The organism is Mycobacterium innocens, assembly GCF_900566055.1.
GTDB classification, from domain to species: Bacteria; Actinomycetota; Actinomycetes; order Mycobacteriales; family Mycobacteriaceae; genus Mycobacterium; species Mycobacterium innocens.
Window position 1 is genome coordinate 22,621 of sequence record NZ_UPHQ01000222.1, and the last position, 14,635, is coordinate 37,255.

Genomic DNA, 14,635 nt, shown 5'->3' on the forward strand with positions numbered 1-14,635 from the left:
GGACACCTAGCCTTTCAGATGCGTGGCGAAGAACTCGTCGATGCGGCGCCAGCCGTCCAGCGCCGCCTCCACCCGGTATGCCGGCCGGTCGACGGAGAAGAACCCGTGGCCCGCGCCCTCGTAGGAGGTGAACGAGTGCGGCTTGCCCAGCCGGGTCAGCTCGGCATCCAGCGCGGCCACCCCGGCGGGCGCCGGGAAACGGTCCTCGGCCCCGAACAACCCCAGCAGCGGGCAGCTCAGGTTCGCCGCCAGGTTCAGGATGGGTTTCATGGTCTTGGGCATCCCCTCCGGGGGGTCCTCGACGATGAACGCGCCGTAGCAGTCCACGGCGGCGTCGAACGGCAGCGAGCAGGCCGCCAGGTAGGCGTGCCGCCCGCCCGAGCAGTGCCCGATTACGCCGAATCTGCCGTTCGCGCCCGGCAGCGAGCGCAGGTGTTCCACCGCGCCGGCGACGTCGCCGACCAGGCGTTCGTCGGGGACACCACCGGCTGCCCGGGCCGCGGCGGCAGCGTCGTCGGGTTCGGCGCCCGGGGCCTCGCGGGAATACAGGTTGGGCGCCACCGTGTGGTAACCGTTGACCGCGAGCCGGCGGACGAACTCCTTGGTCTCGCGGTCGTAGCCCGGCATGTGGTGAATCCAGACGATGCCGCCGCGTGACCCCTCGGCGAGCGGCATGGCCCGGTAGGCCTCGATCTGGTCGCCACGGTCCCCGGTGATCGTGATCGTCTCCGCGCGAATCACATCCGGACTGACAGCGTTCATCGCGACACTCCTTGTCTGGCACAGCCTCATCTCGCCCTCGCCCGTCCAACCTATCGAGTACCGTCTAGCCGTGGCACTGAGGCGGGAAAGCCCGATCCGCGGTCGGCGGTTGCGGCTCCATGAGGCGCTCATGGAACGCACGTTGATCAGCCCGGTGGGTTACCTGTTCGCGCTTCACGTAGCGCCGCGCGTCGACAAGGCGCTGATCCCGCGCACCAGAGGCCGGCTGAGCTCGGTCGGCTGGAACAAGGTCGGTCTGCTCACGTCGACCGGCGCCAAGTCCGGCCGGTCGCGCACCCAGCCGTTGACGTTTCTCGACGACGGCGACGGTCTGCTGGCCATCGGATCCAACTACGGGCGGGCCAACCACCCCGGGTGGAGCGCCAACCTGCTGGCACACCCCGAATGCACCGTCGAGTTCAAAGGACCGCCCAGACGATACCGCGCCGAGTTGCTCACCGGCGACGACCGCGCCCGGGCATGGGTCACCGCCGCCGACTTCTACGCAGGCTACGAGCGCTACCGCGCCACATGCGCTCCGCGACAGATCAGGGTGTTTCGGCTGCGGCCGCTGACCGACTGAATGTTCAGCGAACTTTGATCGGGACCGTCACCGATTCGGTCTTCGGCGGCAGCGCCGTCGTGTCAACGACCAGAAACTCGCCATTGTCCTGCGTCCCGTTGGGCAGGATCTTGGGCCGCAGACGCATCGGCGGGGTCGCCGAAGCCAGGCCGGCCAGGCCGAAATCGCTGTCGTTGGCGATGACGAGTGTCTTACCACCGTCTGGGGTGATGAGGCCTTCGATCTTGTCGTGTCCGTAGAAATCACCGTTGGCCGACAGCGTTCGCAGCAAAGCTTCAAGGTCGAGCTTCAGCGTCTTGGCGGCGACGGTGATCCCGACGGCTCTGAGCTTGACGACGGCGTCCGCATCGGTACCGACACCGATGGCGGTTTCGATCGGGACACCGTTGACGAGCAGGCCGCCGGCGTCGGGCTGATACGACGCACCGGGCACCGTCGAGCGGGGGCCGACGTCGGTGGCCCCGGCAATATCCACCGCGTAGATCTTCTTGTTCGCGTTGGGCGCAGGCTTGCTGTCCCGTTCGACGACCAGGAACGTGGTGGCGCTCAGCGCCGTGATCTCCGATACCGCGACGTCGGTCTCCTGAGGATTGGCCAGCGGATACAGATACTCGTGGACGATTTGGGGGTCGACGACGTTGACGGTCACGATGCGGGCGATCGGCACCGAACTTGCCGGGCCTTGCAGCCCCGGCGTCTGCAACGCCGACTGCATGATCCCGGCCAACATCGTGCCGTCGGGGCTGATGGTCAGTCCCTCCATTCCGCGGTTGGGGCTGCGCAGCGACAACTCCTTGGGCAATGTGCCGTCGAACGGTGAAAGACGTTCCAGCTCTTTACCATTGGCGTCGAAATGGATGAGGTAGGGACCGTACTCGTCGGACACCCAGAAATTGCCGTCGAGGGTGGCGACCAAGCCCTCGGGGTCGACTCCGTAGTCCGAAGTCGGCAGCGGCGTGCCGTTGAGGTCCACCGCCGACTCGCCGGTATTGGCCTGCCGGTCGACCAGCCCGACCAACGGTGAGCCGTCCGGACCGCGCAGCGGGATCGTCCGCTCGACTGTGGCCACGCCGTCGGCCAGCTTGAGCCTGGCGATATGCGGCTGGAAATCCGGTACCGGAAACACCTTTTCGTTGGGGGCACGCCCGTCGACGTTGGGGCCGCGGTCGGTGAGGCCGTAGATTTCATCGGAAACGCCGGGCACCGCGGCGATCCCGGACCCGTGCGCGCTGGCCTTGATGGCGACACCGCCCATGGTGACCAAGGGCAGCTGATTCTCGGCGTAGGTCTTGACGGCGCGACTGACGGTGACGCTGAGTTCGTCGGTACCGGTGAAGCCGCCGTCGGGGGTATAGGTCAGTGCTCCGTTTGCGGCGTATGCGATCTTTCCGTGCGCAGGCTTGCCGAAGGCCACGGGTGTCAGGCCTCCGGTGGCGGCCAGCATCCGGTCCGGGGTGATCGTGAGAACGGTTCCGGCCTTGGTGCTCAGGTCCACCTTGCCCGGATGCGCAACCCTGAAGTCGGACGTGCTCGACGAGCAGGCCGTCAGCGCTGTCGATACCGCTACCGTCGCAACCCACCATCTCGTCGTGTTCGCCATGGGCATGATTTAGCAGGAAAAGTTGTCGCGCGGGTAACGGGAGCCGAGATTTGCTAGTGCTTCTTGTCGCGAACCTTGTAGGTCGAGGGCCATGACTTGCGCGACTCGTCGCCCGTCAGCGGCGTGCCCATCCCTCCGACTTTGACGTTGTAGGCCTCCTTACCTGGGCCGACTTCGCGATTGGCGTGCTCCTGGGCAAGGTAGTACAGCTCGTCGATGGTGGCTTCGTCGTAGGCGACGAAGGAGGTTTCCCGGACGGCGTCGCCCACCCCGGCAAGCATCCGGTCGGACAGTAGCCGAGACGCCAGAGCCGCCAGACCCAACAGCGAAAACGGGACGACCCAGTAACAGATGAACGACAGCGGCGTCTTCGTGTCGAGGATCGTAGCGTCGCGCAGCACGATCGGCGGGATCGCCGATGACAGCGTCATACCAACAAACGCGGCGACCCACAACCAGGTCAACATCGCGGTCATCCTGTCGAACAGCTCGGTCTTGACCACGTCGGGCGGTTGTTCGGCCGCGGCGAACTCGCGGACGAACGGTTTGCCGATCAGCAGGCCGGTCAGCGCCCCGAGCAAGATCCCCGCGTTGCTCAACGGCTGTATCCACCGCGCCATAACCGGCTCACTGAGCGCAAAGGTCAGCACCGTAAGTAGCGAAAACGTTGCGACAGCAGTGATTTCAATCGTTCGGCCGGGCTTGTCGGTGGCCCGCCCGACCGCAAACATCGCCAGCGCGATCAACAGCGCGACCGCAACGGCAATCTCGAACGGGACATTGCCGACCAGCACCCAGTAGACGATCCACGGCGCGAAACCAAAGAGCATACCCACGAAAGCTCAGTTTATGGCCGGTGCCGCAACGGCAGCGCGCTGCCCTTTCGCTGTGATGTGCTGCAGCAACTACCACAGCACGCCGTGGCCGGCGGAAAGGATGAAGCCGTGGTTGCCCTGCGTCTGGCAGTGCACCGCGCCGGTGTCGTCGATCGCGCAGCTGGCACCAAGCGTCTGCACCCGTTGACCGGCGGGAAGCACCGGGACGTCACGGGTGAAGGTCGCAGTATTGGACTGGCGGTATCCGGCGGGATGAGCGGCATCGGCGAAGGTCTGGTTGGTGCCCGGCGGTGCGTCGGCGGGCACCATGTCGCAGCCGATCGGGCCGCCGTTGGGGGCCAGTCCGCATGACCATCCACCGGGTGTTTTGAAGTAGAGCCAGTACCCCCAGAAGTTGGGCGTCTGTGGCGTGAGGCTGCCGTAAACACCTTCGTAGAGCCCGGCGGCGAGCGGATAGCGGTCGAGGTCATCCCGCGGTGGTGGGTTGTCGTCCCCGGGCGGGGCGGCAACCGCCGGCGCAACCAAGATCACCGTCATGCCCAGCCCGGCCAGCAACCAACAACGCCACGGCGACACACGGTGACGACGACTGCGGCAACGATGCGGGCGATGCCGGATCATAAGGGCACCCTCGTCCGCTGAGACACGCGCCGAATAGGGACTTCAGACCTCAGTTCGCAGGTAGTTGGTCGCGGCCATGCTGTTCGCGGGCGGCACCCGAAACCGTCGAACAGCGCTCCCGGACAACCCCTGCGAGGCCCAAAGTCTCTATTGACAACCGGTTGGCGTTGCTACGGTTGCCCGATTCCTGCGGGTGGCAGGGCGGCAGGCCGGCATCAAGGACGGAGTCGATGATGACCAGACTGGCGTCCAAACTGGCACTGGTATCTGTGGCTGCAGTGGGGCTCAATGTGCCCACCATGGGCTTGGCGCTGCCGCCGAAATCTTGCTTGTGGACGTCTGGCGTGGCGTCCGCTGCCCCCTCGCCCGCACCCTCCCCAACCTGTGCCAGCGACTTGCGCGAGTGCCTGCATGCCAGCGTGAAGACCGGTCTCTACGGAGTCCGCTACGTGCTGCCCGAGGATGTGGCCCGATGCGTCGAAGCGTTCAACGCGTGCCGACATGGAGGCGCCGGCGGAGGCGGTAATCCGGTGCCACCCAAATCCACCTCCGCGCAGGGTGGCAGGACAACCCTTCCGAACCGGTTTGAAATAAGAAACCAGGGAATGGTCAGCGACTGCCAAGTCGACGGCAGCACAGTCAACTGCACATCGCGCTGGGAAACACCGCCCGAGGGTTACGTTTCCTTCACTGGAAAATTCACCGGCACACTGTCGGGCCTGACCATGAACGGAACTGCCACATCGCACTCGGAGTACCGTTCGCCGTCGGATCCCGGCTGCATCTCTAACGAGGACTATTCAGGGCCAGTCACCTACGTCTTCCGCCCTGACGGCGGTGTGACGTTCACAGCAGGACCAAACCAGCGGCACACGTCGTTCAGCGGCAGTTGCTCAGGCTCGAACTCCGGCACCACTGAGGAAATGAAGGGGACGGCCACGTGGTCGCCGATCGAGTAGGTGTAAGGCAATGCGACCAGCAATATTGAGGAACGCAAGGTGACCGGATTGGCCGCCAAACTCGCACTCGCCGCAGCGGCTGCGGCCGGGCTGTACGCCCCCACGATCGGAGTGCCCACATCTCTAGGATCTTGTCTGCGCACACCCGGCATCGCATCGGCTGCCCCCTCACCAACGTGCGCCAGCGACCTGCGCGACTGTCTGCATGCCCAGGTCAGGACCGGCCTCTACGGCGTCCGGTACGTCCTGCCGGAGGACGCCTCCCGATGTGTCGAGGCCTTCAACGCGTGCCGCCACGGAGGCACCAGCGGAGGCGGGAACCCGAATCCGCCCCCCTCGACGTCGGCGAGCGGTAGCACCGGAAAGGGCTTGCCCTCCCACCTCGGCATCAAGACCAGCGGCAACGGCGACAGCCGCTACGACTGCCGCATCAGCGGAAACTCCGTTTCCTGCACGGGAACCTTGCTGGCTTCGTTTGGCTCAACGGATTCCTCTGAGGAGCAGTTCACCGGGACTTTGTCGGGTCTGACCGCCACCGGAACCTTCAAGGGACACCAAACAGGCCACGCACCCGCTGATGCCAGCTGCCGCTACGAGCAAGACCTGACCGGACCCGCCACCTACGTCTTCAACCTCGACGGAACCGTGTTGATTCGTCAAGGGCCGGCCCAGATTCAAGGAACCTACAGTTGCGGAGGCCCAACTTCGTACACCGGGAAGGCCTGGGAGTCGACTGGCACCTGGTCGGCGATGGAGTAACCACGATGATAGAAAGTTGGGACAACAGTGAGTAGCCGGATGCTTCAGATCGTCGTCGGGTCCGCGGTGGTCGCCGTGGGTGTTGTGGGCTGCAACTCGAAGAACAAAGAGCCATCCAGGCCGCCGATCGCCGAGATCAACAACACCATCAATGACGGAACATTCGGGGCCACCGACAAGCTGGACTGCGCCGACGGGAAGTCACTGAACATCGCCGGCTCCAACAACACTCTGATAGTGACCGGCAGATGCAACTCGGTGATCATCGGGGGCGACGCAAACAAAGTCAGTTTCCAGAAGGTGGACACCGAGATCGTCGTGGCGGGGTTGAACAATACGGTCACCTACCACGAGGGAAACCCGCAGATTCAGGACCTCGGTTCGGGCAACAGCATCAGCAAGGGCTAGCACCAGATGGCTACCAGGCTCTTACCGAAACTGGCACTGGCCACCGTCGCCGCTGTCGGGCTGTATGTCCCGACCATGGACCTGCCGTCGACGCTGAAGTCTTGCCTGTGGTCATCCGGGGTGGCAGCTGCCGCCCCATCGCCCGCCCCCTCCCCAACATGCGCCAGTGACCTGCGCGAGTGTCTGCATGCCCACGTCAGGATAGGGCTCTACGGCGTCCGATATGTCCTGCCGGAGGATGTGTCCCGATGTGTCGAAGCGTTCAACGCGTGCCGACACGGAGGAGCTAGTGGGGGCGGGAATCCGATTCCTCCGACCCCAACTTCGACAAGGGCAAGAAACCAGACCACTTTGCCGGATCATCTGGGAATCCCCTACTACTCCGACGCCGACTTCGATTGCCGAGTAAATGGAAACTCAATGAAATGCGCGGTAACACATCAGTTAGGGACCATGACGGAGAGTGAGGAGATCACCGGAACCCTGTCAGGCTTGACGATGACGGGAACCCACACAAAACGAGTCGAACAATCCGGTTCCGACGGTTGCAATTTCGTGACGAGTATCTCCGGTCCAGCCACGCTCGTTTTCAGCCCTGATGGGACGGTGGTGATACGCAAAGGACCGAGTCAGATGGAAGTGACTTACAACAGCAATTGTGGCAACTCATATACGACGACGATCCCCGAAGAAGAAGCATCCTTCCCCTGGTCGGCAATCAACTAGCCGCAACTCCTAAATCACATCTGGGCCACAGCGGTGGACTCAGCACTGTCGAAATCGGGCAATCATGCAGATACCTGCAAGTAGAGGAACACCGGTCGCCGTCGCGGCGATGACGGCAGCCGCGCTCTGGCTGGCGGGCTGCCACTCAACGACGACGGGTAGGCCGCTGGCCGAGCCGGAGAATGGCCGCAAGGACGAACCAGGCAGCACCACCTCGTCCAGCATCGGCCTGCCGCCCATGAAGCACTTCCGGATCGGCGACCAACGCTACGGCGCTGTGCACGATTGCTACGTCAACGGCAATGCGGTCACGTGCACCCTGAGCATGGAAGCGTCGTACTCGGTGCAGTCCTACGAAGGAACCGTGACCGGCACTTTGTCCGGGCTTACGTTGACGGGCACGCAGACCACGCACCAGAGGTACCCCGACGAGACGGATCGCTCGTGCATCTGGACCACGGATACGTCGGATCCCGTTACCTATGTCTTCAGTTTGGACGGGACGGTGGCGATGCGGGGGGGACCCGGAGAGGTGCACTCGACTCGCAGTGGCAGTTGCACAGGCTCAGAGTCCGGCAAGGGCGAAATATGGGAAAGTTCCGAGAAGTGGTCGGTGATCGAGTAGGCAGTAATAAGACCCTTCATTCGCAGCTGCGGGTATGGCCGACGGGCCCAATGTCGCCGCCCATGAGGGCCCAACGACCCTAGGGCGGAGCACTCGTAACGTTTTAGGTTGTGGATTGCCCGCGAGTCGAACGATTCCGCGATCAGGATTTGGAGGAGGGACACCGTGAGCAATGCCTATTGGGCCGGCCCGGCGGCAGGCGAATACGGCGCCGAAGACGACAATCAGCTTCAACCCGAGGACACGCTGATCGACCGGGGCGTCGACGACATCCTCGACGAGGGGTACTCACCGCCGGAGCGTCCGTACGCACCTGGCGCCTTCGGCCCTTCCGAAACACTGGACCAGCTGCTTGCGGAGGAAGAACCGGATCCGGCATCGCGAATCGATGTGCTGTTGGACGAAGACGAACGGCAACGCTCCGATGAAGCCGAGCGCGAAGCCGAGTTTCCGCAGCGCAGCGAGGTCGGACGGGCCCGAGCGGGCCGCCTCGTCGCGCCTGACCTGGGCTTCGGCGAAGACACCGAGGCAGAACTGGTCGCCGAGGACGTCGGTATCAGCGGCGGCGCCGCCTCGGCTGAGGAAGCCGCGATGCACATCATCGAAGACGGCGACTGACCGTTCGACATGGGTCCCCACAGTCGGGCGACGCCCACGATCCGGCGCCGCAGCGGTTGGTGGGCCGCGCTGCTGGCCGTGTCAGCGGTGGCCGCATGCACTCCGGGGACCAGAACGAATTCGCCCGCCACGCAACCGGCACCCACCGCGACGTCCGGGACGACTGCCCCGATGACCATGCGACCGGGTGCGCTGTTCTACACCAAGGCGGGGTCGCTCTACGTCAGCGAACCCGCCGGTACCCCCGGCCGGAAGCTGACGGACGGACCTGCGGACGCGCAGCCGGCGCCGTCCCCGGACCTGTCGCACGTAGCATTCGTCCGCAAGGCGACAGCCGCCGACTATGGCGGTGAACTGTGGATACTCGACCTGTCACCGCAACTGGCACCCGTCGGTCCACCGCGGCGGTTGGTGGATCCAGCCGCCCTTCCGCATCGCAGCGGCGACGTACCCGCGATGGTCGCGAGTCCCCGGTGGTCACCGACGGGAGAACGGGTGGCCTTCGTCGACAACCCGACCGGTGGGGCGGTGGACGGCGGTTACCTGCTGGTCGCGGCGGCCGACACCGGTGCGCTCGCACCCACACAACAGAAGCTGTTCGCCGAATCCGGCTTCGCGTGGGCGCCCGACGGCCGCGACATCGCCTGGGTTCAGGCACGCAGCGACGTGAGACCGGTGGATGTCAACGTCCTCGCCGTCGGCGGTGAATCCACGCCTTTCGCCACCGACACGAACGCCTCCTCGGTGACTTACTCCAAGGACGGCCAGGCAATACTGTTCGCCAACGGTGACGCATCCGGGCTGGACGCGGGCGTGCCGGCGTTCGCCGTCCGCACTGGCGGCATCTACTCCGTGGCAGCCTCCGCCCAAACCGGCGGGAAGCTGCCCGCACCGACTCCGCTGTTCACCAAGCCGGGTTCGTACTACGGCGACATCACGGCCTTGGGCTCCGGCGCCGTGGCGTTCACGACGCAAACTGCCGGGCAAGGCGCCGCCGATCCATCGAAGACGATCCAGGTCCTCGACGCGGGTTCGTCGCTGCCGCGCACGACGGTCACCGACGTCGCGGTGATGTTGACCTGTCAAGGCTCCCCTCGCGGAGGGAGCGTTTGTAATGCCGCCCAGCAACCGGTGTGGGGTGCCGGCGACTTCGTCGCCTACCTGGACACTTCCTCCGGCAACTGGCTGGTGGTAACGGATCTCGACAACCGCAGCCCTACCCGGGTCGACACCGGCGTGGACACCTTTGCGTGGGCGCCGGCGGCGCGATAAGGACTCTAGGTCTGCTGCGCCCGCACCCACTCGAACAGACCGGTCGGATACGCCTGGCCCTGATACCCCACATATGCCACGCCGAGAAGCTTGTCGGCGTCTCGCGTCCACGCGATACCGCCATCTCGGTCGGGCAGGAAGGTGCTCGCGCGTCCGCAGACCACCGACCCGTATCTGGTGCCGTCGGATTTCGTCAGCGGAATGGGAAGAGACGATCGCATGCCGGGACACGCCGCAGGCGTCCAATCCGGACCACTCAAGGCGGACGCGAATGCCTCTTGCATCGCTTTGTCATCGCCGAACAGCCAATAGGTTGCCGCCGTCGGGCCGCCGGGCAGTGAGTTGGCCCCGCAGGTCACAGCGGCAAGTGCCGCACCAGCAGCGGTCGGTTTGCATGCGCCGCTGCCGTAGCCTGCCGGCAGCACGCCCGTCAAGTCGCTCAGCGGGTCGGCGCCGGCCGGCGCGGCGGTACTCATGGCGGTCGCAACAACGGCGGCAACAATGCAGCTCAAACGAATCATGAAGCCACGCTCGTTCGTTGAGGTGCTCCTCGTACAGGGACTTTGGACCTCAATGGGCAGGCAACCATTATTGCCCCTGCACAGCGGCTTTAGTGTGCCTCCAGTCGGACTCGAACCGACACTGGGGTTCATGCCACGGCGGTCCGATTCGACCAGGCACCGCCCTGCGCAATCGGCCGAGGTGGTGGCTGACCGCCAAACAGCAACGACATGATCTCGACCCAGGCGGGTCTGTGAACGCCTTGAGGCGCAATGCGACTTGCAGGGCATCGTTGTCGATGGGCCTGGCGACGACAGCCGCGCGGCCACCGGCAGTCGGCAGCGTCTGGGACACACGACGATCTTACCAGCTAGCTTGACATATATCAAAAAGGTGGCATCCTGTGGGTGTGTCGAGTAGTTCGATATATGTCTCACAAGTAACGGAGGTCTATTCTCATGTCCCGCGTCCAACTCGCCCTCAACGTCGACGATCTCGACAAGGCGATCACGTTCTACTCCAAGCTGTTCAACACCGAGCCAGCCAAGCGCAAGCCCGGCTACGCGAACTTCGCTGTTGCCGAGCCGCCACTAAAGCTGGTGCTACTGGAAAATCCCGGAAAGGGCGGCACGCTCAACCACCTGGGCGTCGAGGTGCAATCGAGCGAAAAGGTGCACGCGGAGATCGCCCGGCTAAGCGGTGAGGGCTTGTTCGCCGACGAGGAGATCGGAACCACGTGCTGCTTCGCTATCCAGGACAAGGCCTGGGTGACCGGACCAGCCGGGGAGAAGTGGGAGGTCTACACGGTGCTGGCTGATTCCGAGACCTTCGGATCCAGCCCACAGCACAGCGATCCCGAGACCGAGGATGCGGTCTGCTGCGGCGCCGAATCTAACCGTGAGGGCCAAGAGGTGACCGCCGGGTCATCGTGCTGCTGACGGTTCGGGCGGACTCGCGGATGTCCTCGCGGGTCCGCCCGCCGGTTGGCCTCACTGTTGGGGTGTGCTTGGCGTCGATGGCGCGGTGACGAGTCCCCAACGATGCACACGTGAATGATGCTCGACCCGCCCGTCTCCGCCCGCAACGAGCTCACGGCGATGGAGCGACACCCACCCACAAGCTGCGGCCGATACCGTCACACGCCGGTCCAGGTGTGCGAAACGGCCCGCTCAAACCGGTCTCGTGGGTAAGGCCGGCCATGCACCCGTCACCGGAGGGCGGCAGTTGGTAACGAGCCGTCGATCGACGCCGCCTCGGCGCGATCGGCCCAAGCGGCGGGCCGACTGGTGGCCGGATTGATCATCAGCGACCTGATTTCGACGCGGAGGTAGGAAGTCCAGAAGGTGTGCGGCCAACCGCCCAGTGCCGCAACAAAACTCGAAATCATCTGGTCTGCACCGAGCGCCGCATTCGCCACCAACCGCTCCGTGCTTGCGGCCTCATAGAAAGCCTGCCGGTCCTGGACGCGTCGAATCCGGTCATAGACAGAACGGCCTGGACCGGGCTAAGTGGCCGCGGGTGTACGCTCCTCGTCCGCGGAGCGACGCTGGCAAGGCTCTCACGCCCCAATTCCAGTCGTAACTCCGGTTGCGCAATGATTCGATGTCCGTCAATATTGATGTGTGTCGAAGTCACAGTGGCCGCTGGCCGTCGAACCGGGATGCGCGTTTGCCCCGCTGGTGCGCGAGCCGCTCTCGGCCGAGTCGGCCAGTCGATTGGCGGCCACACTGAAGGCGCTGTCTGACCCGGTGCGGTTGCGCCTGTTGAGCGTGGTGGCCAGCCATACCGGCGGCGAGGCCTGCGTTTGCGACTTATCCGCGGGGATCGAGGTGAGCCAGCCCACCATCTCCCACCACCTGAAAGTGCTACGCACCGCGGGATTGCTCTACTGCGAACGCCGTGGCTCATGGGTGTATTACCGGGTGAATCCGGCAGCGCTGCAACAACTATCACAGCTACTGGGAACCGACACCGTGAGTCCAGCCGCCGTCGTATGAACACCGTCCCATTGCCGGGTGGCGGCTTGCTCAGATTGGCACCGACCGCCTACCCCGGTGCCACCCGCACGGCAGACGAACGTCGGCGTCCCACACGAACATTCTCGCGCTTCCGGCACTACTGACCGAAGGATTCGCCATGACCGACAGTCCCGCATCCCTGACCCGGCACGTGCCCGGTGATCTCTCGGTGGATCATGAGCTGGCCCTGCGCACGGCAGTTGCCCGACTGCAGGATGAGTTCTCCGACGCATTCGGCGGCGAAACGATTGCACGGTTCCTGCATTCCTCCTATAACCAGTTCGCCGGGCGAGCCACGGTCGCGAACTTCTTGCCGCTCATCGCTGAACGGTTCGCTCGCCAACGCCTCATTGCACTAGCACGGGTCGAAGACAAGAGACGCAACGGCAAACCAACTGTGCTGTTCTTGTGCACCCACAACGCGGGGCGTTCCCAAATGGCGCTCGGCTTCTTCACCCATCTTGCCGGGGATCGCGCGGTTGCATGGTCGGGCGGATCCGAACCCGGCGATGACATCAACCCTGCGGCACTCCAGGCCATGGCCGAGGTCGGCATTGACATCACGGGCGAATTTCCCAAGCCCTGGACCGACGAAATCGTGCAAGCCGCCGATGTGATCGTGACTATGGGCTGCGGCGACGCCTGTCCTATGTTTCCTGGTCGTCGCTACGAGAATTGGGAGCTTCCCGACCCGGCAGGTCAATCCCTGGAGGCGGTGCGCCCTATCCGCGACGAGGTCGAAAAACGCGTTCGGCGTCTCTTGGACCAGCTGGACGTCCCACACCGATGAGAGCGAGGTCCTGAACAGATGAGCATCAAACGCGACGCACCCGCGCCGGCAACGACGGACACGCATCTGGTGGGTCAGCTGTCGGTGGTGGACCGGTTCCTGCCGGTGTGGATCGCCCTCGCCATGGCAGCCGGGCTAGTGCTGGGGCGGGTGGTTCCGGGCCTGGGGAAAGCGCTGGGAGCGGTGTCAATTCACGGCACAAGCCTCCCGATCGCGATCGGCCTGCTGCTGATGATGTACCCCGTGCTGGCGAAGGTCCGCTACCGGGAGGTAGGGCGGATCACCGCTGACCGGCGAATGATGACGGCCTCCCTGGCCCTGAACTGGATCATCGGTCCAGCCGTCATGTTCGCGCTGGCCTGGATGCTGCTGCCCGACCTGCCCGAATACCGCACCGGAGTGATCCTTGTCGGCCTGGCCCGCTGTATCGCGATGGTGCTGATCTGGACCGACCTGGCCCGCGGTGACCGGGAGATGGCCGCCGTGCTGGTTGCGCTCAACGCGGTGTTCCAGGTGCTGGCCTACGCCGGGCTGGGGGTCTTCTACCTCAACATCCTGCCGGGCTGGCTAGGTCTGACGACCCAGAGCCTGCATGTGTCCTTCGTCGAGATCGCAGTGACGGTGGTGGTGTTCCTGGGTATCCCGCTGGTTGCCGGGTTCCTCACCAGGACGCTGGGCGAACGCGCCCGCGGCCAGGAGTGGTACGAGTCGCGGCTGCTGCCGCGCATCGCCCCGATTGCCTTGTACGGGCTGCTGTTCACGGTCGTGGTGTTGTTCGCCCTGCAGGGCAAGACGATCACGTCCCAGCCCCTGGATGTGGTCCGGATCGCGTTGCCGCTGCTGGTCTACTTCGCGGCGATGTGGTTCGGGGGGTTCGCCATCGGCCGGTGGCTGCACCTGTCCTATCCGCGCACCGCTGCGCTGGCGTTTTCCGCCGCCAGCAACGACTTCGAGCTGGCGATCGCGGTGGCGATCGGTGTGTTCGGCGTCACCTCCGGGGAGGCCCTGGCGGGAGTGGTCGGCCCGCTCATCGAAGTTCCGGTGCTGCTGGGCCTGGTCTATGTCGCCCTATGGCTCGGACGGCGGCTGGCGTGGCCCGAAGATGCCGACACTGGCCCTGGTCCCCTAGCGCGGCCCCGCGCCAAGTGAGTGCCCGGCACATCGCTGTCGGACAACGTGGCTACCTACGAGGAGCTGATTCTGTCGCGCGATCTGCCGGGGTCGATCATCATCGCGGGCTCTGGTGCGGTCGGTATGAAGTTCGGCTACGTGCTGACAAACTCAGGCGCCGAGATGACCATCGCGGAATTCGTGCCACGGGCGCTGCCTAACGAGGACACCGACACCTCCAAAGTGGTCAAAAGTCGGTTAAACGGAAGTTACGGCTGCCTGGGCCTCAAAATTTCATGCGGGTGTAGGTGACGCCGTGATGTGGGGCCGGCGACGCTTGTTGATCTTGATTTCGTGGTGCCGGGTAGGTTTCGGCGCCGCGTGTCGTGCGGTGACGCCGGGTTCCAGGTCCCGGTGGGGTTCGCTCCTTCCTGGGGTAGTCGCGAC

At 64.7% G+C, this 14,635-nt stretch carries 17 protein-coding genes and 1 pseudogene; 12 read left to right on the forward strand and 6 right to left on the reverse strand.

What is annotated here, in order from left to right; genetic code table 11:
• Positions 1-6 precede the first annotated feature (6 nt).
• Complete coding sequence (locus EET03_RS21220; protein WP_075544996.1) at positions 7-762, reverse strand: dienelactone hydrolase family protein; 756 nt, start codon at positions 760-762, stop codon at positions 7-9.
• Between the two features lie 70 nt (positions 763-832).
• Here EET03_RS21220 and EET03_RS21225 point away from each other — a divergent pair, with 70 nt between their 5' ends.
• The gene (locus EET03_RS21225) at positions 833-1,345 is read left to right on the forward strand and encodes a nitroreductase family deazaflavin-dependent oxidoreductase (RefSeq protein WP_244232469.1); all 513 of its coding nucleotides are present in this window, start codon (positions 833-835) and stop codon (positions 1,343-1,345) included.
• Positions 1,346-1,349: 4 nt separating this feature from the next.
• Here EET03_RS21225 and EET03_RS21230 read toward each other — a convergent pair whose 3' ends face one another.
• The 3 genes from EET03_RS21230 to EET03_RS21240 all read right to left on the reverse strand — a co-directional run bounded on the left by EET03_RS21230 (position 1,350) and on the right by EET03_RS21240 (position 4,357).
• Entirely contained in the window at positions 1,350-2,951 is a 1,602-nt protein-coding gene (locus tag EET03_RS21230) for an esterase-like activity of phytase family protein (protein ID WP_167470675.1), read from the reverse strand.
• A gap of 47 nt (positions 2,952-2,998) precedes the next feature.
• On the reverse strand, positions 2,999-3,781 hold the full coding sequence (locus EET03_RS21235; RefSeq protein ID WP_167470676.1) for a hypothetical protein: 783 nt from the start codon (positions 3,779-3,781) through the stop codon (positions 2,999-3,001).
• A gap of 69 nt (positions 3,782-3,850) precedes the next feature.
• Positions 3,851-4,357, reverse strand: coding sequence for a hypothetical protein (locus EET03_RS21240; RefSeq protein ID WP_244232470.1), 507 nt, complete (start codon positions 4,355-4,357; stop codon positions 3,851-3,853).
• A gap of 278 nt (positions 4,358-4,635) precedes the next feature.
• Between EET03_RS21240 and EET03_RS29890 the strand changes: the two genes are divergently transcribed.
• The 6 genes from EET03_RS29890 (at position 4,636) to EET03_RS21270 (ending at position 9,769) form a co-directional block, all read left to right on the forward strand.
• Entirely contained in the window at positions 4,636-5,361 is a 726-nt protein-coding gene (locus tag EET03_RS29890) for a hypothetical protein (RefSeq protein WP_136625739.1), read from the forward strand.
• Positions 5,362-5,400: 39 nt separating this feature from the next.
• A complete protein-coding gene (locus tag EET03_RS29895; protein WP_136625740.1) occupies positions 5,401-6,120 on the forward strand; it encodes a hypothetical protein in 720 nt (239 codons plus the stop codon).
• Positions 6,121-6,159: 39 nt separating this feature from the next.
• Entirely contained in the window at positions 6,160-6,528 is a 369-nt protein-coding gene (locus EET03_RS21255) for a DUF3060 domain-containing protein (protein WP_075544992.1), read from the forward strand.
• A 790-nt stretch (positions 6,529-7,318) separates the two neighbouring features.
• Positions 7,319-7,879: a hypothetical protein gene (locus EET03_RS21260; protein WP_136625741.1), complete on the forward strand. Its 561-nt coding sequence runs from the start codon at positions 7,319-7,321 to the stop codon at positions 7,877-7,879.
• Positions 7,880-8,044: 165 nt separating this feature from the next.
• Complete coding sequence (locus EET03_RS21265) at positions 8,045-8,497, forward strand: DUF5709 domain-containing protein (protein ID WP_075544990.1); 453 nt, start codon at positions 8,045-8,047, stop codon at positions 8,495-8,497.
• A 9-nt stretch (positions 8,498-8,506) separates the two neighbouring features.
• A complete protein-coding gene (locus EET03_RS21270; RefSeq protein WP_122508823.1) occupies positions 8,507-9,769 on the forward strand; it encodes a hypothetical protein in 1,263 nt (420 codons plus the stop codon).
• 5 nt (positions 9,770-9,774) lie between these two features.
• On the opposite strand, the gene EET03_RS21275 is transcribed toward EET03_RS21270, so the two are convergent.
• Complete coding sequence (locus EET03_RS21275) at positions 9,775-10,245, reverse strand: hypothetical protein (RefSeq protein ID WP_075544989.1); 471 nt, start codon at positions 10,243-10,245, stop codon at positions 9,775-9,777.
• 483 nt (positions 10,246-10,728) lie between these two features.
• Between EET03_RS21275 and EET03_RS21280 the strand changes: the two genes are divergently transcribed.
• Entirely contained in the window at positions 10,729-11,208 is a 480-nt protein-coding gene (locus EET03_RS21280; protein WP_063470898.1) for an ArsI/CadI family heavy metal resistance metalloenzyme, read from the forward strand.
• A 269-nt stretch (positions 11,209-11,477) separates the two neighbouring features.
• Here the strand turns inward: EET03_RS21280 and EET03_RS31850 are convergent, their stop codons facing one another.
• Positions 11,478-11,687, reverse strand: coding sequence for a hypothetical protein (locus EET03_RS31850; RefSeq protein WP_244232471.1), 210 nt, complete (start codon positions 11,685-11,687; stop codon positions 11,478-11,480).
• A gap of 205 nt (positions 11,688-11,892) precedes the next feature.
• Here EET03_RS31850 and EET03_RS21290 point away from each other — a divergent pair, with 205 nt between their 5' ends.
• From EET03_RS21290 to EET03_RS21305, 4 genes and pseudogenes are all read left to right on the forward strand, one after another.
• On the forward strand, positions 11,893-12,267 hold the full coding sequence (locus EET03_RS21290) for an ArsR/SmtB family transcription factor (RefSeq protein ID WP_075544988.1): 375 nt from the start codon (positions 11,893-11,895) through the stop codon (positions 12,265-12,267).
• Positions 12,268-12,406: 139 nt separating this feature from the next.
• Positions 12,407-13,078, forward strand: coding sequence for an arsenate reductase ArsC (locus EET03_RS21295; RefSeq protein ID WP_075544987.1), 672 nt, complete (start codon positions 12,407-12,409; stop codon positions 13,076-13,078).
• A gap of 18 nt (positions 13,079-13,096) precedes the next feature.
• Positions 13,097-14,227 carry an ACR3 family arsenite efflux transporter gene (gene arsB, locus EET03_RS21300; RefSeq protein ID WP_063470902.1) on the forward strand — a complete coding sequence of 377 codons (1,131 nt, stop codon included), beginning with the start codon at positions 13,097-13,099 and terminating at the stop codon, positions 14,225-14,227.
• Positions 14,228-14,497 (forward strand): annotated as a pseudogene (locus EET03_RS21305) (NAD-binding protein); the annotation flags it as partial.
• Positions 14,498-14,635 lie beyond the last annotated feature (138 nt).

What these genes read in the sequence shown, in the direction of transcription:
- EET03_RS21220 (WP_075544996.1), bottom strand. Translation starts at nt 762, where the DNA reads ATGAACGCTGTCAGTCCGGATGTGATTCGCGCGGAGACGATCACGATC.
- EET03_RS21230 (WP_167470675.1), bottom strand. Translation starts at nt 2,951, where the DNA reads ATGCCCATGGCGAACACGACGAGATGGTGGGTTGCGACGGTAGCGGTA.
- EET03_RS29890 (WP_136625739.1), top strand. Translation starts at nt 4,636, where the DNA reads ATGACCAGACTGGCGTCCAAACTGGCACTGGTATCTGTGGCTGCAGTG.
- EET03_RS21255 (WP_075544992.1), top strand. Translation starts at nt 6,160, where the DNA reads ATGCTTCAGATCGTCGTCGGGTCCGCGGTGGTCGCCGTGGGTGTTGTG.
- EET03_RS21260 (WP_136625741.1), top strand. Translation starts at nt 7,319, where the DNA reads ATGCAGATACCTGCAAGTAGAGGAACACCGGTCGCCGTCGCGGCGATG.
- EET03_RS21270 (WP_122508823.1), top strand. Translation starts at nt 8,507, where the DNA reads ATGGGTCCCCACAGTCGGGCGACGCCCACGATCCGGCGCCGCAGCGGT.
- EET03_RS21275 (WP_075544989.1), bottom strand. Translation starts at nt 10,245, where the DNA reads ATGAGTACCGCCGCGCCGGCCGGCGCCGACCCGCTGAGCGACTTGACG.
- EET03_RS21280 (WP_063470898.1), top strand. Translation starts at nt 10,729, where the DNA reads ATGTCCCGCGTCCAACTCGCCCTCAACGTCGACGATCTCGACAAGGCG.
- EET03_RS21295 (WP_075544987.1), top strand. Translation starts at nt 12,407, where the DNA reads ATGACCGACAGTCCCGCATCCCTGACCCGGCACGTGCCCGGTGATCTC.
- arsB (WP_063470902.1), top strand. Translation starts at nt 13,097, where the DNA reads ATGAGCATCAAACGCGACGCACCCGCGCCGGCAACGACGGACACGCAT.